Raw genomic sequence first — 17,903 nt, 5'->3', positions numbered from 1 at the left:
ATGAGCAGAATCGCTATCCACAGTGACCAGGCGCCGAAAGCTATTGGCCCGTATTCGCAAGCAGTCCACATGGGTGAGTTGGTGTTCTTGACAGGGCAAATCGCGCTTCACCCTGAAAAGATGGAATTGGCCCAAGGCATTGAAGCCCAAACCATTCAGGTATTCGAGAACCTCCAGTCAGTAGCACAAGCCGCAGGCGGTAGTTTTTCTGACGTAGGAAAGCTCACTATTTACCTCACGGAACTCTCGCACTTTGGTGTCGTGAACGAAATAATGGGCCGTTACTTTGAAGCGCCTTACCCAGCACGAGCTACCGTGGGTGTATCGGCGCTCGCGTTGAATGCTTTGGTTGCTATTGACGCCACCTTAGTGCTTCCTCGAAAAACAGCATAATCCGCAAGTTTCCTCTTTATCATAAAACTCATTCAGCACCGGGCAGATGTTTCGTCATCTGCTCGCGTGGCTCACTCTCGATAGTGGCAGGGCAAATAGATGGCCAAGGCAGCTGATCTCGTTGTGCAATGTTTGGAAAGTGAAGGTGTTGAGTACGTGTTCGGCATTCCCGGCGAGGAAAACCTCGACCTGCTCGAATCCCTGCGCAAGTCGAAGATCAAGCTGGTACTGACCCGTCACGAGCAGTCTGCAGGTTTCATGGCTGCCACCTACGGCCGCCTGACCGGCAAGACCGGCGTCAGCCTGTCGACCCTCGGCCCTGGCGCCACCAACCTGGTCACCGCCAGCGCCTATGCCTACCTGGGCGGCATGCCGATGATGATGATCACCGGGCAGAAGCCGATCAAGAAGTCCAAGCAGGGCCGCTTCCAGATCATTGACGTGTGCGGCATGATGGACCCCATCACCAAGTACACCCACCAGTTCGCCTCGGCCGACAACATCCCGTCGCGCATGCGCGAGGCCTTCCGCCTGGCCGAAGAAGAAAAGCCGGGGGCGGTACACCTGGAACTGCCGGAAGACATCGCCGCCGAGCAGACTGATGCGTTACCGATCCCTCAGAGCCTCCACCGTCGACCGTTAGCCGAGCACAAGGCAATCGAAGCGGCGGTTGAGAAGCTGCACAGAGCCCGCAACCCTATCTTGGTGATCGGTGCCGGTGCGAACCGCAAGATGACTGCCAAAGTCCTCAAGCAACTGATCGACGAGACTCGAATCCCGTTCATCACAACCCAATTGGGCAAAGGTGTGGTCGACGAGCGCCATCCCTGCTTCCTCGGTAATGCTGCGCTTTCGGCCGGTGATTTTGTACACCGTGCAATCGAAGCCGCCGACCTGATCATCAACATCGGCCACGACGTGATCGAGAAGCCGCCGTTCTTCATGGTTCGCGGCGGCACCGAGGTCATCCACATCAACTTCCGTGCCGCCGAAGTCGATGCCGTGTACTTCCCGCAGGTTGAAGTGATCGGCGACATTGCCAACGCCGTGTGGCAGATCAGCGAAGCGCTGAACGACACGTCGCACTGGGACTTCACCCGCCTGATGGCCATTCGTGAAGCCAACGAAGCACAGATCGCCGAAGGCGCCGACGATAACCGCTTCCCGGTCTACCCGCAGCGCCTGGTGGCCGACATCCGTCGTGTACTGCCGTCCGAAGGCATCGTTGCCCTGGACAACGGCATCTACAAGATCTGGTTCGCCCGTAACTACAAGGCGCACAAGCCCAACACCGTGCTGCTGGACAACGCCCTGGCGACCATGGGCGCCGGCTTGCCATCGGCGATGGCCGCGCACCTGGTGCACCCGGACCGCCCGGTGATTTCGGTGTGCGGTGACGGTGGCTTCATGATGAACAGCCAGGAGCTGGAAACTGCGGTACGTCTGGGCATGCACATCACCGTGGTGATCCTGCGTGACGACGGCTATGGCATGATCCGCTGGAAGCAGGCCAACATGGGCTTCACCGATTTCGGCCTGGACTACGGCAACCCGGACTTCGTCAAATACGCCGAAGCTTATGGCGCCAATGGGTATCGCGTAGAAAGTGCCGACTCGTTGATTCCGCTGCTTGACCACTGTGTCTCCAACTCAGGGGTGCACGTGATTGATTGTCCGGTCGACTACAGCGATAACGACCGTATATTGAACATTGATCTGCGCGAGCGCAGCGCGGCGGTGTGAAGCCGTCTTGTTCTGGCTGATCGCCGATTCAGTGTGGTGGCGAAGCGTCTGGCTGACAAACAAAGGCAAGGTTATGCTTCGCCACCCACAGATAAGGAGAGCGAGAATGGGCAGAGGGCTGGAAAGGATTCGAGCGTGGCTTACACCACGGAGGCGGTTCTGGTCAGGCATGGCCCTGTTCACAGTGACTGTTATCGTGCCGGTTGTCAGCCCAGGAACGAGCGTCAGTTGGCTCATCGGACCTGCTGCCGTACTCATCGTTGGTAGCTTGATGACGGTGCCGAACGGCAAACAATGAAGTACTGGGCCCGCAGAGGCGCGTGGGGCTGTTTTGCGAGCCCCTGACTGAATGGCCGACCGGCGCGGCCATGTTCCAGGCTGCAGGCGTATCAATCTGTACGCAGTATCGGGAACAGTTCTAGCGGATTGCGTGATTCGCTGTTCATCAGGTCGCACGCAGCCGCAGCTTGTGACTTGTTTATAAAGCCGTGCTTGAGCCGTTGTTTTTCCTGGTTGTCGTAGAGGTCGAAGCCGCCCGAAGTGGTCGCGGCGTAGAACCGGTTGCCGATGCGGAAGGACTCGCCTTCCACTGGCACAGCAGGAACGATAACGAATCTTGGTTGCATGTCACGCGCCTCCCCAGGCAGATATCTAATTATTAGTCTGAGAGCGGGAAGGCAACAATATGACTCATCGAGACTAATCAATGGCGTGGCGTGTCACGGCTATCCGCCATGAACTGAGGGATGGCTGGCATCCCGATGCAACCCGTGTGATGGGGGAGGCGCATCGGAATGTCTTGCCGGCGCTCGGCGCTCAGCGATGGATGAGCGAGAGCTCGCTGATGATGCAGATCGAGCCTTCGTCGGCGGGCGTTGCAGCGGTGTAGTCGACCTGGTTGTAGACCCCACCGTGGAACTCGAACAGGCGTGAAGCCCAGGTACTGTCGAGCTGCAAATCGCCCGATGTGCCGGATACCCCATTGCATTTGGCTGTCACATTGACCACGCCGTCAGCCGTGGTGTGGATGCTGATGTTGAACTTCTCCCCTAGCGGCACCCCCTTCAAAACCGTTGAGTTCACAGGGTCTGTCTGGTTGTAGGTGCGTCGAAAGCCCAGGGTGATGTTGCCCTTGTTCCAGAACACTTTCACCGGCGGGCTGTCATCCCCACGCACGTGCATCTGGGCGATGACCACCTTCTGCGCCGCGTTTACCTTGGTCAGCGTCATTGTCTGGCGATTCCAGTGATCCTGGGCGCTGGCCAGCGTCCAGTCTTCCGTTTCTGTCCACTCGCAGCGGGTCCTGTGAGTGCTTTTGCTCGAAGCCCCTTTGGTGGGGGCTGAAAACTGGATCGAACCATCGCTGAGCACCTTCACGATGCTCGGGAAGCGGGCAATTGCTTCGGCGCCGTTGACTTCCAGGGCAACCGGATTGGTTGAGGAAACCGCTATCGGGGTGGCAATGGTGAGCTTGCTGATGTCTACGGCCATGGGGCTGCTCCTTAGAAAAAGCTGGGGTTGAATGGTGGAGTGATCTGGCGACCGGGAAGTGGTTGCCGACGCCAAAGTTAGCCATAAGCTAAATATCAGTCAATAGCTTTTGGCTAAATAAATTTCGCTTGAAGAATAATTACCCGCGGGCGAAATTTTTCCGCAATGGGGCTTTACGCTGGATTTGGCATTGAGATAAGCTTTCCTTTAATACTGTACAAACATACAGCCTTCAGGATGGGAATATGTCCAAGCACATGAAGTCAGAGCCCCAGCTGCGCCAGGAGATGACCGGAATAGAGCGGCTTAGCCTGCGGGTGTCGTCAATGATCAACCACCCGCTTGCGCAGACTCAGCGCTGGGTTGTGGTGCATCGCCTGGATACTGACGGTGACAGGGAGTGGGAGGAGGTAATGGGCCTGCTGTCGGAAACACCCGAACTGGACCTGACCTTCAACGATGACGAGAGTGTGACAGTGCGCTGGGAGCGCAGCAGCGTGGAAGAGCGTGACGATTTCTTGGTTGAGCAGGACAGCGAGCAGCAGGTCGAGGAGGCGGCACCTTTCTGAGCATCAGAAAAAGCCCGCCGTGGAGGGCGGGCTTCGCTTTACACAAGGTGGGCATTCCACACCAGTAGCACCCTGGCCTGTATGTAAGTCTCTTCCTGGCGAATCATGCGGTCTTTGTGTCGCGAGTTGTCGGAGATCATCTCGAAATGCTCCTCATCCGCGATTTGCAGCCGCTTGATGTAGATGTGGTCGCCCCAGGAGAAGAAATAGATGCCATCGCCAACGAACTCGCGGATGCTGACATCGACGATCAGCGGGTCGCGGTGCTTGATGGTTGGCTCCATCGACTGGCCCCAGCCCGTTACCATTTTCAGATGGTGGTGCTCACTGAACGCTACGCCCAGTTCGCGCAGGTGGCTGGGGCTAACGCGAATGTCCTTGAACATCTCGGGGTAATCGTGGGGGATCTGGCCGCCACCCATGGCTGCCCGCACGTCGTAATGGGCAATCCACACTTCATCACCGACCAGGCCAGGGCGAACCCGCTCAGCCTTCACCAGTGGGGTATCTGCTGGCTCTTGCGCAGCGGCCAGCAACCGTTGCCGGGTTTCTTCGGGGATACCTTTACCGCTTCTTGCCAGCATCTGCTTGACCAGGTCGGCTGCAGAAAGCTTGCTGTCAGCCACCTCGACGCCAACTTGCGTGTGCTCGCCTGGCGTCACCGCATCGAACCAACCCCGTGGCAAACCTTCGATGCCCTCGATGCGACGGGCCACGTCATCACCCAGGTTCTTCGCGGTCTTGTCGGAAAGGATCTGGCTCAGGTGGGCAGGCGCCATCCCCCAGCGCTCTGCGCAGGATCCTTTCCTCTGGCTACCGATCAGCTTGATCAGGTTGAGCTTGCGAATTTCGTAAATATCCATGGGGTGAAGCATGCCAGTGTTTAGCTGACTGCTAAATATGCGCATGGCTAAATTGGCTCTTGTGGCGATGTTAGCTGTAGGCTAAATTAAATGGGCAAACAAGGAAAGCCACCGAGGCAATTTTCTCCAAGGCTTATCACATCATCATCTGTAATGAGGTGCACATGGATCCGACCGACCTCGGCCCGGGCACAGTCACTTGGCTGAGCGGTACGGGTACTGTTTTGCTGGGTGCATTTCTGTGGCTGCGCAAGTGGTTGTCCAGGGATGCGGTCGACCGCGCGATGGACAGTGCGGATATTGCGGTCATCCACCGCCTGACAGAACTGCTGGACATCGAACGGGACGCCCGAAGAGAGGCAGAGGCTAAAGCTGATCAGCTCGCCAAGGAGCGAAACGAACTGGTGATGACCGTGGGGCGGCTGCAAGGCAAGGTCATGGCCCTGACCAACCAGTCTGGTCGCAGCCCTCATCCCTGAGGGTGGCCCAAGCAAAAAAAAGCCCGCCAGATTGGCGGGCACAAGGGCGTAGGGAGCAACGCACAACAAATTCGGGTCAGGCGACCAGGGTGCCGGGTTGCAACTGCTCAACCAGGGCCTGGGCCGAGGCAAGCGTCGGCATCGGGCCGCTCACGGCCTCACCGTTACGCACCAGGTACCAGCACGCCAGCAGGCCCTGTTCACGCAGTGAAACGGGGACGGCGCTACCGACAACGGACATGATCTGAATAGTGGCCATGAGGACCTCCTGTGAAACATGGCTCTACCATACGCAGCAGCCGGAACGCTTTGAAATCAACTTCCTCGATAGTGGTCATTAGTTCTATCAACCGTTACCAGCGTGGCGGGCCGTAGTACACCGGTGGCGGGCCGTAATAAGGGCGGTAGCCTGGGGGCGGTGGCGCGGGTGCGTAGTACGGCTGGTAGTACACCGGCTGTGGTGGCGGTTGCACGTACACCGGGGGAGGCGCGTAATAGACTGGCTGGCGTTCGACGTACACGGTGCGGTCACGCCCGCCATAAACCGTCGCCCCAACCACGGCACCGACCACGGCAGCACCTAGCAGGGGGCCTGGCCCATACCAACCACCGCCGCCATGGCCATAACCGCCGTGGGCTGCAGCAGGCCCGCTGATGGCCAAGGCACCGACCAGCAGGGCGATTCCGGGAATGTGACGGTTCATAAAACAACCTCGCAGGAAAACCCCACGCTTGGGGCCTTATTACTATGACTCCAGTCTCCGTCAGCTGAGCACAGGGGAACGGTAAAGGTTGTGTAAGGGACGACCAGTGGTTGCCTCTGTTACGCTGAACAAACGTTTCAGTTATGACTAAGGAGCAGGTTATGTCGACAACTCCCAGCAGAGATACCGTGCTGTGCATTTCCTTGGCCGGCCGCCCTGGTACCTTCGGCGTGCGCTTTCACAACCACCTCTACCAGCAGTTGGGTTTGCACTTTTACTACAAGGCCATGCGCACCGATGACCTGCCGGCGGCGGTGGCGGGTATCCGCGCGCTGGGTATTCGCGGCTGTGGGGTGTCGATGCCATACAAGGAGGCCTGCATGGCCTTGGTCGATGAAATCGACCCGTCAGCGCAAGCCATTGAATCGGTCAATACCCTGGTCAACAGCAATGGCCACTTGAAGGCTTACAACACCGATTACCTGGCTGTGCGTCAGTTGCTGGCGCAGCACCAGGTCGACCCAGGCACCGCGTTTGCCCTGCGTGGCAGTGGGGGGATGGCCAAGGCCGTGGCCAGTGCCCTGCGCGATGCCGGGTTTGCCGAAGGCATCATCGTTGCGCGCAACGAGCAGGCCGGGCGGCAGCTGGCGGATGTGTGCGGTTACCGCTGGTTGCCACAGCTGGGCGACATCTGCCCGCCAATGCTGGTGAACGTGACACCGATCGGTATGGCGGGCGGGTCAGAGGCAGATGTGCTGGCGTTTTCCGAGCAGGCCATTGCGGCAGCGGAGCGGGTATTCGATGTGGTAGCGATGCCGGCGCAAACGCCGCTGATCCGCCAGGCCCAAGCGTTGGGCAAGCCGGTGATCACTGGGCTGGAGGTCATTGCGCTGCAGGCGCTGGAGCAGTTTGTGCTGTACACCGGGGTAAGGCCGACGCGGGCGCAGGTAGACGCTGCAGTGGCGTACGCCCGGGATATCTGATTATTGCTGTACTGGCCCTTTCGCGGCTTTTGCCGCGAAAGGGCCAGTACAGGATAAGACAGGGTCAGAACACCTTGTGCCCGTCATCCAGCTGATGGTCGACCAACGCCCGGCCATGGGCCAGCGACACATGCTGCGCATTCTCAAGGTCGGAGAAAAACTGCATCGGCATCGACAGACGCTTGCTGGTGTGCCCGTCGGGTGTGGTGATCAGGCAGCCGGCGGCATAGGGCAGGGGGGAGTCAGGATGGGGCATCACGCTGGCGGTGATGGTGTGCTCGCGGTATTCACAGTGAAGAGATTGCATCGTCCTTACCTCGCTGTGGCATGTGAAGCGGTTACCTTCATATACCACAGCAAGGGGCCGGGAGTTCCCGGCCCGACGAGCGAGCCGCGACGAACGCTTACCCTTTGAGTTCGGTTGGCTGGATCACTTCGACCCAGTAACCGTCCGGGTCCTTGACGAACGCCAGGTGGTTCATACGCCCATCCTGCAGGCGTTTCTGGAACGGTACATCCAGTGCTTCGAAGCGCGCGCAAGCGGCGCGTACGTCGGGCACCGAAATGCAGATGTGGCCAAAACCGCGCGGGTCGGTGTTGCCGTTGTGGTAGGCAAACTCGGCATCGTTTTCGGTGCCGTGGTTGTGGGTCAGCTCCAGCACGCCAGGGATCGACTTCATCCATTGGTGGCGTGCGGTGTCATCGGCGGGAATCTGCGCCGGATCGACCAAGGCCAGGAAGTAAAGGCTGAACGCGGCTTCTGGGAAATCACGCTTGTCGACCAGGCGGAAGCCCAGGACGCGGGTGTAGAAGTCCAGCGACTTCTCGATGTCCTTGACCCGCAGCATGGTGTGGTTGAAGACGAACTGGGCGGTGGCGGCGTCAGGTTGCGCGGTGACGCCAGGCAGGGTTTGCAGATCGTGCAGGCTCATGGGAACTCCTGAGACGGGGCCGGGCGCAGGGCGCCGGCAAAACAGACAGGCTGGCCATGATACGGCAGTGCGTCGATTGCGCAAATGAAAGCGCCCTGCACAAGGCAGGGCGCTGGAATTAGAGGCCCGCATGTGCGGGCGCGTGATGGGGTCGCTAGTCCTTTAGCTGTCTCGATACTGAGCCAGCCTTTGTGAAAAAAGTGTGAAGCAGGTGTGGACGTTTCATCAGCGTACCCAGCTTTCCACGGTGGCGGCCCCGTACTGTTCTTTCCAGGCCTTGAGGCCGCGGTGGTTGCCGCCTTTGGTCTCGATTCGCTCGCCGGTGTGTGGGTTCTGGTACACCTTTACCACGCGCGGGCGGCGTTGTTGCTTGGGCGCTGCGCTGGAAGCGCGGGCTACTGCCTTGGGGTCGAGGATGGCGATGATATCGCGCAGGCTCTTGTCATAGCTTTTCATCAGGCCGACTAGTTTCTGCTCGAATTCGATTTCGCGTTTGAGGCCGGCATCCTTTTTCAACGCTTCCAGTTGCGCCATCTGTTCCTGGAGCGCTTTTTCGGCAGCACGAAACTCTGCAAGTCTGGACACTGTAATCACTCCTGTACGTCAGTCGTGGCAGGGCGTGACGAACATTGAATAAGCGTAAAACGCCGGCCACGCGGGTGGGATTTGCTGTTCGCTGATATCGAGTGTAGTCATTCATGGGTACTGGGTAAACCGCTAACTTTTTATAAGTAATACGGGAACTTTCCTAGTTTTGCGTGCGCTATTTCACGGCTTTTTTCCGGCTGCCCCTCAAGGTGCTTAGACCATGGTCCAATGGCCCGTTCCAGAGCCTTTGCGCGATCATTTCAGATGATGGTCGGCTATTGTTCGGCTCCCGCAGTACCGTGGCCAACGCGCGCCACAGGTTGTTAACTTGTCTTCATTCTGGATGTTCTCTCGCATGTTTGCCCCTTTCCCTCACGCCCCTGGGCGTCGTGTTGCCGGCCTGTTCCTGTTGTGTGCCGGCGTCAACGCCCAGGCCGCCGGTTTTCTTGAAGACAGTAGTGCCAAGGTCGAAGCACGCAATGTCTATTTCAACCGGGATTTCCGGGACGGCCACAGCAGTTCCAGCCAGGGCGCGTCCAAGCGCGAAGAATGGGCACAAGGCTTCATCCTCAATGTGCAGTCGGGTTATACGCAAGGGCCGGTAGGCTTTGGTGTTGATGCGCTGGGCATGTTCGGCTTCAAACTGGATTCCAGCCCTGCCGACAGTAACAGTGGTTTGCTGCCGTCTTCCGGGCATGATCCGCGCGGCTCTGCCGACCAGTACGCGAAGATGGGCCTGGCGGCCAAGGTCAAGGTTTCCAACACCGTGCTCAAGTACGGTTCGATGATGCCGGATGTGCCGTTGCTCAAGTACAACGATGGCCGCCTGCTGCCGACCATGTTCCACGGCGCCATGCTCACCTCCGAAGAATTGCGCAACCTGAAGTTCACCGTGGCGCGGCTGGACAAATATACCGCTCGGGACTCTACCGACCGCCAGGACATTCGCGTGCACTGCAAGAACAAGCGCTATGCCTGCGATACCGAAGCCGACCACTTCGACCTGGCCGGTGTCGATTACCGTTTCAACGAGCGGATCAGCGCCCAGTACCAGGTCGCCAAGCTGGAAAACATCTATCGCCAGCACTTCCTCGGCCTGGTGGCCAGCCAGCCGCTGGCAGTGGGTAGCCTGTCTGCCGACCTGCGCCTGATCAAGAGCGATGACATCGGCAATGCCCGTGCCGGCGCAATCGACCACCGCGCGTTCAGCGGCATGCTTGGCTACAGCCTGGGTGGCCACAAGGTGAGTGCCGGCTGGCAGCGCATGTATGGCGACAGCGCCATGCCGTATCTGGATGGCAGCAACCCATACCTGGTCAACTATGCCCAGGTCAACGACTTCGCCGCCGCCCAGGAGCGTTCCTGGCAAGTGCGCTATGACTACGACTTCAAGGCACTGGGGGTGCCTGGCCTGACCTTCTTCACCCGTTATATCAATGGCGACTCCATCAAGGTGCCGGGCAGCAGTGCCGAAGGTAAGGAATGGGAACGCGACACTGAGTTCAAGTACCAAGTGCAAAGTGGCACTTTCAAGGATGTCAGCGTGCGCCTGCGTAATTCCACTTACCGCAGCAACTATGAAAAGTGGGCACGTGACATGGATGAAACACGGGTCATTGTCAGCTACAACTTCTCGATCTTCTAAGCCGTCGCTTTGCCAAATACCGGTGGCCGCCTGACAATGGCTGCTGGTTCCCGCAAAGGGCAGGGCAATGAAAGACCTGTTGTTGATCGGCATCGGCGCGGGTGACCCGCGCCAGGTCACTTATGAGGCAGTCGACGCGCTGCGTAGCGCTTGCATGTTCTTCGTGCTCGACAAGGGCCGCGACAAGGATGACCTGGTGCAACTGCGCAAGGCAATTCTGCAACGCTACCGTCCCGAGGGCGGTTACCGCCTGGTGCAGGTGGCCGACCCTGTGCGCGATGGTCAGGCGGATGACTACCAGGGCGCGGTGCACGACTGGCACCGGCAGCGCGCTGTGCTGTATGCCCAACTGATCGAGCAGGAAATTGGCGACGGGGAGACTGGCGCCTTTTTGCTGTGGGGCGAGCCGACCCTGTATGACAGCACCCTGCGTATTCTCGACCTGGTCCGCGAGCGCGGCGTGGCGCTGCGCCTGCAGGTAGTCCCTGGCATCAGCAGCGTTCAGGCTCTGGCAGCGCGCCACCAAGTGCCGCTCAACCGCATTGGTGAGCCGCTGACCGTGCTGCCGGGGCGGCGACTGGGCGGGCATGGGCCTATCGACAATGTTGTGGTGATGCTCGACGGGCAAAGCGCGTTCGCCCTGCTCGATGACCCGGCGTTGATGATCTATTGGGGCGCGTACCTGGGGACGGAGGACGAGGTACTGATTGCCGGGCCATTGCAGGCAGTGAAGGCGCAAATACTGCAAGTGCGTGAGCGGGAGCGGCTGCGCAAGGGGTGGATCATGGACACCTACCTCTTGCGCAGGGCGCTGTAGTTGGCGATACCCCTATCAAGGGTTACCCAGAATAGCCACCACCTTGTCCCGCAACTGGTCGATGCTGAACGGCTTGCCGATCAGGTGCATGCCTTCGGGCACATTGAAGCTGTCGGCATAGCCACTGGCGAACAGCACGGGCAACAGCGGCCGCAGTTCGCGTGCTTTCCCCGCCAGTAACTCGCCTCGCATGTCCGGCAAGCCCACATCGGTCATCATCAGTGCCAGCGCCTGGTTCGGGTCTTCGAGTACCCGCAGGGCGGCCGCGGCGTCTTCTGCCTCGATGACGTTGTAGCCCAGTTCGTCGAGCACTTCGACCATCAGCATACGGACGATGTCGTCGTCTTCGACTACCAGAAGGTGCATGGTTCGGATCCTGTACAAATGAGTGTCTTTAATCTGTGCACCGCGCGGCATCAGAAGTTCCCGAGGATACCGATCCATGCAAATAGATGGAACGATTCCCGAACGCAACCTTCAAATACTGGCTAAATGCCCTGCCAGACCCGTCAAAGCTGGTTAGACTCGCTTATCAGGACGGCGCAGTGGCAGATAACAACAATGACTGATCGGCCACTCTTTTCAATGGACTTTTCTTGCTCGGGCGTTTTCTCATGATTCAATCAGCCTCGATGGACCAGCGCAGCTTTCGCAAGCTGTTGAGCCGCAACATCGGCCTCCCTCTGGGGGTGGGCCTGCTGGGGGCCGTGGCCTTCGTCGCGGTGATCAACTACCTGCTCTCAGCCATGCAGTGGGTCGAGCACACCGACCGGGTGATCGGCAATGCCAACGAAACGGTCAAGCTGTCGATCGACATGGAAACCGGCATGCGCGGTTTCCTGATCACGGGTGACGAGCGTTTCCTTGACCCCTACGAGGTGGCCAAGCCGCGCATTCTCGGCAGCCTGCAAAGCCTGCGCGGCATGGTCGAAGACAACCCGCAGCAGGTCGACCGTATCGACCGGCTGATCGCCTTGCAGCAAGCCTGGAACACCTTCGGCAGCGAGATGATTGCCCTGCGCCGCACCCAAGGCGACTATCAGGCATCGATCGGCAATGGCCGCGGCAAGCGCCTGACCGACGAGATCCGCAAGGAGTTCGACGGCCTGATCGGCACTGAACAGCAATTGCGCATGGCCCGTAACGAAAAGGTCAGCAGCGTTACCGTCACGGCCATTTCGGTGTTCGTGCTGTTCATCGTCGGCCTGAGTGCCTTGCTCGCCTACCTGGGCCGGCGCGACCTGCTGGCGCTGTCTGGCAGCTACGAAGAAAACGCCAAGGCCCAGCAGCGTGCGGCCGAGCGCCTGGAGCACCAGGCCTGGCTGCGCAACGGGCAGACCCAGCTGGCCGAACAGGTACTGGGCCAACTGACCCTGCCGATGCTGGGTGACAACATCCTGCGCTTTTTTGCCGCTTACATGGGCAGTGTGGTGGGGGCGGTGTATGTGCGTGATGAGCATGGCCGCCTGGTACGGGTGGCTACCTATGGCCTGGATGCTGAAGAGCAGGCTCGGGAGCAGGTAAAGGGCGATCATGATGGCCTGTTGGCACAAGCGGTGCGCGAAGGTCGCCTGCTGTGCCTTGAAGACCTGCCCGAAGACTACTATCGCCTGAGTTCCGGCCTCGGCAGCGGCCTGCCACGTAATGCCTTGCTGATGCCTGCGATCGACGATGGTGGGATCAACGGCGTGGTCGAACTGGGCTTCCTGCGGCCTTTGCAGGCGCGCGACAACGAGCTGATGGAGCGACTGGGCGGCAACCTGGGCATTTCCATCGAAAGCGCCCGCTACCGTCAGCGTTTGCAGGAAGTGCTGGCCGAGACCCAGCAGTTGAACGAAGAGCTGCAAGTGCAGCAGGAAGAACTGAAAACCGCTAACGAAGAGCTGGAAGAGCAATCGCGCGTGCTCAAGGAGTCCCAGGCCCACCTGGAAACCCAGCAGGCGGAACTGGAGCAGACCAACGAGCAGTTGTCCGAGCGTACCGAGGCGCTGGACCGCAAGAATGACGAACTGGTCCAGGCCCAGGAAGAACTGCAGGCACGTGCCGACGAGTTGCAGCGCTCTAGCAAGTACAAGTCCGAATTCCTCGCCAACATGTCCCACGAACTGCGCACGCCGCTGAACAGCTCGCTGATCCTGGCCAAGCTGCTGGCGGAGAACGCCGAAGGCAACCTCAGCGACGAGCAGGTGAAGTTTGCCGAGTCGATCTACTCGGCTGGTAACGACCTGCTCAACTTGATCAACGATATTCTCGATATCGCCAAGGTCGAGGCCGGCAAGCTCGAAGTGCGGCCAGAAAGCACCCAGGTGGAGCGCCTGGTCGAGGGCCTGCGCGGGATGTTCGAACCGCTGGCCGGGCACAAGGGCCTGGCCTTCGAGGTAACGGCCGAGGCACAGGTGCCGGCCACCCTGTTCACCGACCGCCAGCGCCTTGAACAGATCCTCAAGAACCTGCTGTCCAATGCCATCAAGTTCACTGAGCGTGGCAAGGTCAGCCTGAACATTGGCTACCAGCCTGGCACGGGCATCGTGTTTGCCGTGCGCGATACTGGTATCGGCATTGCGGCCGACCAGCAGCAGGCGATTTTCGGTGCCTTCCATCAGGTCGATGGCACCAGCAACCGCCGTTATGGCGGCACCGGCCTGGGCCTGTCGATTTCCCGAGACCTGGCGCATTTGCTCGGCGGGCAGATCAACGTCGACAGCAGCCCCGGCCAGGGCAGCGTGTTCAGTCTGATTCTGCCGGAGCACTATGAGCGCCTGGCGCAGGACGTCGAGCCGCTCAGCCTGCGTCCGGCGGTCGATACGTTGCCACCCGCGCCGCAGGTGCCGGTGGTGTCAGCGCCAAAACGCCCGGCATTGGCATTTGTCGACGACCGCGAGCGCGCACCGTTCAGCAACCGCTGCATCCTGGTGATCGAAGACGAACCGAACTTTGCCCGCATCCTCTTCGACCTGGCCCACGAGCTGGGTTACAGCTGCCTGGTGGCGCAGGGCGCCGACGAAGGCTTCGAGCTGGCCGCCCAGTACATCCCCGATGCGATCCTGCTGGACATGCGCCTGCCCGACCATTCCGGCCTGACCGTGCTGCAACGTCTGAAGGAGCAAGCCGGCACCCGGCATATTCCGGTGCATATCATTTCTGTGGAAGACCGGGTCGAGGCCGCCATGCACATGGGCGCTGTCGGTTATGCGGTCAAGCCCACCAGCCGCGAAGAGCTCAAGGAAGTGTTCGCCCGCCTGGAAGCCAAGCTGACCCAGAAGCTCAAGCACATCCTGCTGGTGGAAGACGACGACCTGCAGCGCGAGAGCATTGCCCGGCTGATCGGCGACGACGATGTCGAGATCACCGCCGTGGCGTTTGCCCAGGACGCGCTTGCGCTGCTGCGCGAGAACATCTACGACTGCATGATCATCGACCTGAAGCTGCCGGACATGCTTGGCAACGAGCTGCTCAAGCGCATGACCGCCGAGGATATCCGTTCCTTCCCGCCGGTGATCGTGTACACCGGGCGCAACCTGACCCGCGAAGAAGAAGCCGACCTGCTCAAGTACTCGCGCTCGATCATCATCAAGGGCGCGCGCTCGCCGGAGCGCCTGCTTGACGAAGTGACGCTGTTCCTGCACAAGGTCGAGTCGCAGCTGTCCAACGAGCGCCAGCGCATGCTCAAGACCGCCCGCAGCCGCGACAAGGTGTTCGAGGGGCGCAAGGTGCTGCTGGTAGACGATGATGTGCGTAACATCTTCGCCCTCACCAGCGCCCTGGAGCACAAGGGCGCAATCGTCGAGATCGGCCGTAACGGCCGTGAGGCCATCGAACGCCTGGAGCAGCATGACGACATCGACCTGGTGCTGATGGACGTGATGATGCCGGAAATGGACGGTTTCGAGGCCACCCGCCTGATCCGCCAGCAACCGCGCTGGCGCAAGCTGCCGATCATCGCCGTGACCGCCAAGGCCATGAAGGATGACCAGCAGCGTTGCCTGCAGGCCGGGGCCAATGATTACCTGGCCAAGCCGATCGACCTGGACCGTCTGTTCTCGTTGATCCGTGTATGGTTGCCGCAACTGGAGCGAATTTGACTAGCGAACGTAATACCGACATCGAAATCCGCTTGCTGATCGAGGCCATCTACCTCAAGTACAGCTACGATTTTCGCAACTATTCCGGCGCTTCGATCAAGCGCCGGATCCTGCACGCGCTGCGCCAGTTCGACTGCCTGACGGTGTCGGCGCTGCAAGAGCGCGTGCTGCATGACCCCGGCATGTTCATGCAGTTGCTGCAGTACCTGACGATCCCGGTCAGCGAGATGTTTCGCGACCCAGGGCACTTCCTGGCGTTGCGTAACGAAGTGGTGCCGCTGCTGCGCACCTGGCCGTCGATCAAGGTGTGGATTGCCGGCTGCAGCACGGGCGAGGAGGTGTATTCGATGGCCATCCTGCTGCGTGAAGAGGGCCTGCTGGAGCGCACCATCATCTATGCCACCGACATCAATCCGCATTCGCTGGACAAGGCCAAGCAGGGCATCTACTCGATGCAGAGCATGCGCGAGTACGCTGAGAACTACCGCATGGCCGGTGGTCGCCGGGACTTTTCCGAGTACTACACGGCGGCCTACGGCAACGCCATCATGGACAGCACCCTGCGCGACAACGTGACCTTTGCCGACCACAGCCTGGCCACCGACAGCGTGTTTTCCGAAACCCAGTTGGTGTCGTGCCGCAACGTGCTCATCTACTTCAACAAGGAGCTGCAGGATCGCGCCCTCGGGCTGTTCCACGAGTCGTTGTGCCACCGCGGCTTCCTGGTGCTGGGCAGCAAGGAGTCGGTGGACTTCTCGGCCTACAGCGAGCGTTTCGAGCCGCTGGTCAAACCCGAGCGGATCTACCGTAAATCATGAACGGCGTGCGTGCGGTGGTCATCGGTGCCTCGGCAGGCGGCGTGACAGCGTTGTTCACGGTGCTGGGAGGGTTGCCGGCCAGCTTCGCCATCCCTGTGCTGTGCGTGCTGCATTTGCCGGATAACCGCCACAGTCAGTTGGCTGCAGTGCTGCAGCGCCGTCTGCACCGGCCGGTGCACGAGGCACAGGACAAGGAGCCATTGCGCCCCGGCCTGATCTACGTGGCCGGGCCCGGCTACCACCTGTCGGTGGAGCGTGATTTCACCCTGTCGTTGAGCCAGGAGCCGCCGGTGCATTTTTCCAGGCCGGCAATCGACTACCTGTTCATGTCCGCTGCCGACGCCTATGGCGACGGCCTGCTTGGTGTGCTGCTCACCGGTGCCAATGAAGACGGCGCCCAAGGGCTTGCCTATATCAAGAACAATGGGGGCAGGACCCTCGTCCAGGACCCTCGTGACGCACAGGTTGCGCTGATGCCGGAGGCCGCCCTGGCCCTGCACCAGCCCGACCATATTCTTTCTCTGAGTGGCATCGAGCAATTGCTCGCCGCCCTGGAACCCAGCGCATGCTAAGCCACACCATCGCCAAACTGCTGATCGTCGACGATCTGCCGGAGAACCTGCTGGCCCTCGCCGCCCTGATCCAGGGAGAAGACCGCGAGGTGCACCAGGCTCAGTCTGCCGAAGCGGCGTTGTCGCTGTTGCTTGAACACGAGTTCGCCCTGGCCATCCTCGATGTGCAGATGCCGGGCATGAACGGCTTCGAGCTGGCCGAACTGATGCGCGGCACGGAAAAAACCCGCAATATCCCCATCGTCTTCGTCACTGCTGCCGGGCGCGAGATGAACTATGCCTTCAAAGGCTACGAGAGCGGTGCGGTGGACTTCCTGTACAAGCCGCTCGACACCCTGGCGGTGAAGAGCAAGGTGTCGGTGTTCGTCGACCTGTACCGCCAGCGTAAAGTGCTGGACCGCCAATTGCAGGCATTGGAGCGCAGCCGTCAGGAGCAGGAGCTGCTGCTGACCCAACTGCAGACGGCGCGAGTTGAGCTGGAACATGCCGTGCGCATGCGTGATGACTTCATGTCGATCGTCTCCCACGAGGTGCGCACCCCACTCAATGGGCTGATCCTGGAAACCCAACTGCGCAAGATGCACCTGGCGCGCGGCAACCTCGCTGCCTTCAGTGGCGATAAGCTGCAGGCCATGGTCGAGCGCGACGAACGGCAGATCAACAGCCTGATACGCCTGATCGAAGACATGCTCGATGTATCGCGCATCCGAACCGGCAAACTGTCCCTGCGGCCCAAGGTGTTCGACCTGGGGCAACTGGTGCGGGGGCTGGTAGAGAACTTCACCGCCCAGGCCACGGCGCTGGAAACCTACGTGGAGCTGCAACGCTGCGAACCGCTGCAAGGCGAGTGGGACGAATTTCGCATTGAGCAAGTGGTGGCCAACCTGTTGTCCAATGCGTTGCGTTACGGTGAACGCAAGCCGGTGCAGGTGCGCGTATTCAAACAGGACGGCCTGGCGTGTGTGCAGGTGCAAGACCAGGGGATCGGCATTGATGCAGCCAACCAGCAGCGCATTTTCCAGCAGTTCGAGCGGGTCGCCGCCCAGCAGGCCAGTGGCGGGTTGGGGTTAGGGCTGTATATTTCGGAACAGATCGTCCAGGCCCACGGCGGGCGTATACAGGTCGAAAGTGAAGAGGGCAAAGGCGCCACCTTCACCTTGCAATTACCGCTGGCAAAACACGAACAACAAAACGACCAGGCGCGGGCAACCTCTGCGTAAGCCT

20 protein-coding genes are annotated in these 17,903 nt (G+C 60.1%); 11 read left to right on the top strand and 9 right to left on the bottom strand.

Annotation, left to right across the window (positions count from 1 at the left end; all coding sequences use genetic code 11):
• A complete protein-coding gene (locus Q9451_RS19570) occupies positions 1-393 on the top strand; it encodes a Rid family detoxifying hydrolase (protein ID WP_012271777.1) in 393 nt (130 codons plus the stop codon).
• Between the two features lie 99 nt (positions 394-492).
• Positions 493-2,136, top strand: a complete 1,644-nt coding sequence (locus Q9451_RS19565; RefSeq protein WP_012271778.1) for an acetolactate synthase large subunit — start codon at positions 493-495, stop codon at positions 2,134-2,136.
• A gap of 389 nt (positions 2,137-2,525) precedes the next feature.
• Here the strand turns inward: Q9451_RS19565 and Q9451_RS19560 are convergent, their stop codons facing one another.
• Together Q9451_RS19560 and Q9451_RS19555 are read right to left on the bottom strand one after the other, a co-directional pair.
• Complete coding sequence (locus Q9451_RS19560) at positions 2,526-2,762, bottom strand: hypothetical protein (RefSeq protein WP_012271779.1); 237 nt, start codon at positions 2,760-2,762, stop codon at positions 2,526-2,528.
• Between the two features lie 190 nt (positions 2,763-2,952).
• Positions 2,953-3,627 (bottom strand): polysaccharide lyase family 7 protein, encoded by a 675-nt coding sequence (locus Q9451_RS19555; protein WP_012271780.1) that lies wholly within the window; start codon positions 3,625-3,627, stop codon positions 2,953-2,955.
• Positions 3,628-3,872: 245 nt separating this feature from the next.
• Between Q9451_RS19555 and Q9451_RS19550 the strand changes: the two genes are divergently transcribed.
• Entirely contained in the window at positions 3,873-4,196 is a 324-nt protein-coding gene (locus Q9451_RS19550; RefSeq protein ID WP_012271781.1) for a DUF1654 domain-containing protein, read from the top strand.
• A gap of 38 nt (positions 4,197-4,234) precedes the next feature.
• On the opposite strand, the gene Q9451_RS19545 is transcribed toward Q9451_RS19550, so the two are convergent.
• Positions 4,235-5,059, bottom strand: a complete 825-nt coding sequence (locus Q9451_RS19545; RefSeq protein WP_041166465.1) for a S24 family peptidase — start codon at positions 5,057-5,059, stop codon at positions 4,235-4,237.
• A gap of 164 nt (positions 5,060-5,223) precedes the next feature.
• On the opposite strand from Q9451_RS19545, the gene Q9451_RS19540 reads away from it, so the two are divergent.
• Entirely contained in the window at positions 5,224-5,538 is a 315-nt protein-coding gene (locus tag Q9451_RS19540) for a hypothetical protein (protein ID WP_012271783.1), read from the top strand.
• 76 nt (positions 5,539-5,614) lie between these two features.
• Here the strand turns inward: Q9451_RS19540 and Q9451_RS19535 are convergent, their stop codons facing one another.
• Both Q9451_RS19535 and Q9451_RS19530 read right to left on the bottom strand, forming a co-directional pair.
• Positions 5,615-5,797, bottom strand: coding sequence for a hypothetical protein (locus tag Q9451_RS19535; RefSeq protein ID WP_012271784.1), 183 nt, complete (start codon positions 5,795-5,797; stop codon positions 5,615-5,617).
• A gap of 94 nt (positions 5,798-5,891) precedes the next feature.
• Positions 5,892-6,242, bottom strand: a complete 351-nt coding sequence (locus Q9451_RS19530) for a hypothetical protein (RefSeq protein ID WP_012271785.1) — start codon at positions 6,240-6,242, stop codon at positions 5,892-5,894.
• A gap of 161 nt (positions 6,243-6,403) precedes the next feature.
• Between Q9451_RS19530 and Q9451_RS19525 the strand changes: the two genes are divergently transcribed.
• A complete protein-coding gene (locus Q9451_RS19525; RefSeq protein ID WP_012271786.1) occupies positions 6,404-7,225 on the top strand; it encodes a shikimate 5-dehydrogenase in 822 nt (273 codons plus the stop codon).
• Between the two features lie 64 nt (positions 7,226-7,289).
• Here the strand turns inward: Q9451_RS19525 and Q9451_RS19520 are convergent, their stop codons facing one another.
• From Q9451_RS19520 to Q9451_RS19510, 3 genes are all read right to left on the bottom strand, one after another.
• Positions 7,290-7,532, bottom strand: a complete 243-nt coding sequence (locus Q9451_RS19520) for a hypothetical protein (protein ID WP_012271787.1) — start codon at positions 7,530-7,532, stop codon at positions 7,290-7,292.
• A 97-nt stretch (positions 7,533-7,629) separates the two neighbouring features.
• Positions 7,630-8,157: a lactoylglutathione lyase gene (gloA, locus tag Q9451_RS19515; RefSeq protein ID WP_012271788.1), complete on the bottom strand. Its 528-nt coding sequence runs from the start codon at positions 8,155-8,157 to the stop codon at positions 7,630-7,632.
• A 225-nt stretch (positions 8,158-8,382) separates the two neighbouring features.
• A complete protein-coding gene (locus tag Q9451_RS19510; RefSeq protein ID WP_012271789.1) occupies positions 8,383-8,742 on the bottom strand; it encodes a histone-like nucleoid-structuring protein, MvaT/MvaU family in 360 nt (119 codons plus the stop codon).
• Between the two features lie 358 nt (positions 8,743-9,100).
• On the opposite strand from Q9451_RS19510, the gene Q9451_RS19505 reads away from it, so the two are divergent.
• Together Q9451_RS19505 and cobF are read left to right on the top strand one after the other, a co-directional pair.
• Positions 9,101-10,390: an OprD family porin gene (locus tag Q9451_RS19505; protein WP_041166466.1), complete on the top strand. Its 1,290-nt coding sequence runs from the start codon at positions 9,101-9,103 to the stop codon at positions 10,388-10,390.
• A 67-nt stretch (positions 10,391-10,457) separates the two neighbouring features.
• The gene (gene cobF / locus Q9451_RS19500; protein WP_345960712.1) at positions 10,458-11,207 is read left to right on the top strand and encodes a precorrin-6A synthase (deacetylating); all 750 of its coding nucleotides are present in this window, start codon (positions 10,458-10,460) and stop codon (positions 11,205-11,207) included.
• A 15-nt stretch (positions 11,208-11,222) separates the two neighbouring features.
• On the opposite strand, the gene Q9451_RS19495 is transcribed toward cobF, so the two are convergent.
• The gene (locus tag Q9451_RS19495) at positions 11,223-11,573 is read right to left on the bottom strand and encodes a response regulator (protein ID WP_012271792.1); all 351 of its coding nucleotides are present in this window, start codon (positions 11,571-11,573) and stop codon (positions 11,223-11,225) included.
• A 248-nt stretch (positions 11,574-11,821) separates the two neighbouring features.
• Here Q9451_RS19495 and Q9451_RS19490 point away from each other — a divergent pair, with 248 nt between their 5' ends.
• Genes Q9451_RS19490 through Q9451_RS19475 form a run of 4 tightly spaced genes read left to right on the top strand, consistent with a single transcriptional unit; the run spans position 11,822 to position 17,899 of the window.
• Positions 11,822-15,289 carry a response regulator gene (locus Q9451_RS19490; protein ID WP_041166467.1) on the top strand — a complete coding sequence of 1,156 codons (3,468 nt, stop codon included), beginning with the start codon at positions 11,822-11,824 and terminating at the stop codon, positions 15,287-15,289.
• The gene (locus tag Q9451_RS19485) at positions 15,286-16,107 is read left to right on the top strand and encodes a protein-glutamate O-methyltransferase CheR (protein WP_012271794.1); all 822 of its coding nucleotides are present in this window, start codon (positions 15,286-15,288) and stop codon (positions 16,105-16,107) included. The genes Q9451_RS19490 and Q9451_RS19485 overlap by 4 nt, the downstream gene beginning before the upstream one ends.
• On the top strand, positions 16,104-16,679 hold the full coding sequence (locus Q9451_RS19480; protein WP_012271795.1) for a chemotaxis protein CheB: 576 nt from the start codon (positions 16,104-16,106) through the stop codon (positions 16,677-16,679). Before Q9451_RS19485 ends, Q9451_RS19480 begins: the two co-directional genes overlap by 4 nt.
• Complete coding sequence (locus tag Q9451_RS19475) at positions 16,673-17,899, top strand: hybrid sensor histidine kinase/response regulator (protein WP_012271796.1); 1,227 nt, start codon at positions 16,673-16,675, stop codon at positions 17,897-17,899. The genes Q9451_RS19480 and Q9451_RS19475 overlap by 7 nt, the downstream gene beginning before the upstream one ends.
• Positions 17,900-17,903: the final 4 nt, after the last annotated feature.

It is taken from the genome of Pseudomonas sp. NY8896, from assembly GCF_039634505.1.
The sequence above is the reverse complement of the archived record's forward strand: the minus strand, read 5'-3'. Positions and strand labels throughout refer to the sequence as shown.

What these genes read in the sequence shown, in the direction of transcription:
- Q9451_RS19560 (WP_012271779.1), bottom strand. Translation starts at nt 2,762, where the DNA reads ATGCAACCAAGATTCGTTATCGTTCCTGCTGTGCCAGTGGAAGGCGAG.
- Q9451_RS19490 (WP_041166467.1), top strand. Translation starts at nt 11,822, where the DNA reads ATGATTCAATCAGCCTCGATGGACCAGCGCAGCTTTCGCAAGCTGTTG.
- Q9451_RS19480 (WP_012271795.1), top strand. Translation starts at nt 16,104, where the DNA reads ATGAACGGCGTGCGTGCGGTGGTCATCGGTGCCTCGGCAGGCGGCGTG.
- Q9451_RS19550 (WP_012271781.1), top strand. Translation starts at nt 3,873, where the DNA reads ATGTCCAAGCACATGAAGTCAGAGCCCCAGCTGCGCCAGGAGATGACC.
- Q9451_RS19475 (WP_012271796.1), top strand. Translation starts at nt 16,673, where the DNA reads ATGCTAAGCCACACCATCGCCAAACTGCTGATCGTCGACGATCTGCCG.
- Q9451_RS19565 (WP_012271778.1), top strand. Translation starts at nt 493, where the DNA reads ATGGCCAAGGCAGCTGATCTCGTTGTGCAATGTTTGGAAAGTGAAGGT.
- cobF (WP_345960712.1), top strand. Translation starts at nt 10,458, where the DNA reads ATGAAAGACCTGTTGTTGATCGGCATCGGCGCGGGTGACCCGCGCCAG.
- Q9451_RS19530 (WP_012271785.1), bottom strand. Translation starts at nt 6,242, where the DNA reads ATGAACCGTCACATTCCCGGAATCGCCCTGCTGGTCGGTGCCTTGGCC.
- Q9451_RS19570 (WP_012271777.1), top strand. Translation starts at nt 1, where the DNA reads ATGAGCAGAATCGCTATCCACAGTGACCAGGCGCCGAAAGCTATTGGC.
- gloA (WP_012271788.1), bottom strand. Translation starts at nt 8,157, where the DNA reads ATGAGCCTGCACGATCTGCAAACCCTGCCTGGCGTCACCGCGCAACCT.
- Q9451_RS19555 (WP_012271780.1), bottom strand. Translation starts at nt 3,627, where the DNA reads ATGGCCGTAGACATCAGCAAGCTCACCATTGCCACCCCGATAGCGGTT.
- Q9451_RS19535 (WP_012271784.1), bottom strand. Translation starts at nt 5,797, where the DNA reads ATGGCCACTATTCAGATCATGTCCGTTGTCGGTAGCGCCGTCCCCGTT.
- Q9451_RS19525 (WP_012271786.1), top strand. Translation starts at nt 6,404, where the DNA reads ATGTCGACAACTCCCAGCAGAGATACCGTGCTGTGCATTTCCTTGGCC.
- Q9451_RS19495 (WP_012271792.1), bottom strand. Translation starts at nt 11,573, where the DNA reads ATGCACCTTCTGGTAGTCGAAGACGACGACATCGTCCGTATGCTGATG.
- Q9451_RS19505 (WP_041166466.1), top strand. Translation starts at nt 9,101, where the DNA reads ATGTTTGCCCCTTTCCCTCACGCCCCTGGGCGTCGTGTTGCCGGCCTG.
- Q9451_RS19540 (WP_012271783.1), top strand. Translation starts at nt 5,224, where the DNA reads ATGGATCCGACCGACCTCGGCCCGGGCACAGTCACTTGGCTGAGCGGT.
- Q9451_RS19520 (WP_012271787.1), bottom strand. Translation starts at nt 7,532, where the DNA reads ATGCAATCTCTTCACTGTGAATACCGCGAGCACACCATCACCGCCAGC.
- Q9451_RS19545 (WP_041166465.1), bottom strand. Translation starts at nt 5,059, where the DNA reads ATGGATATTTACGAAATTCGCAAGCTCAACCTGATCAAGCTGATCGGT.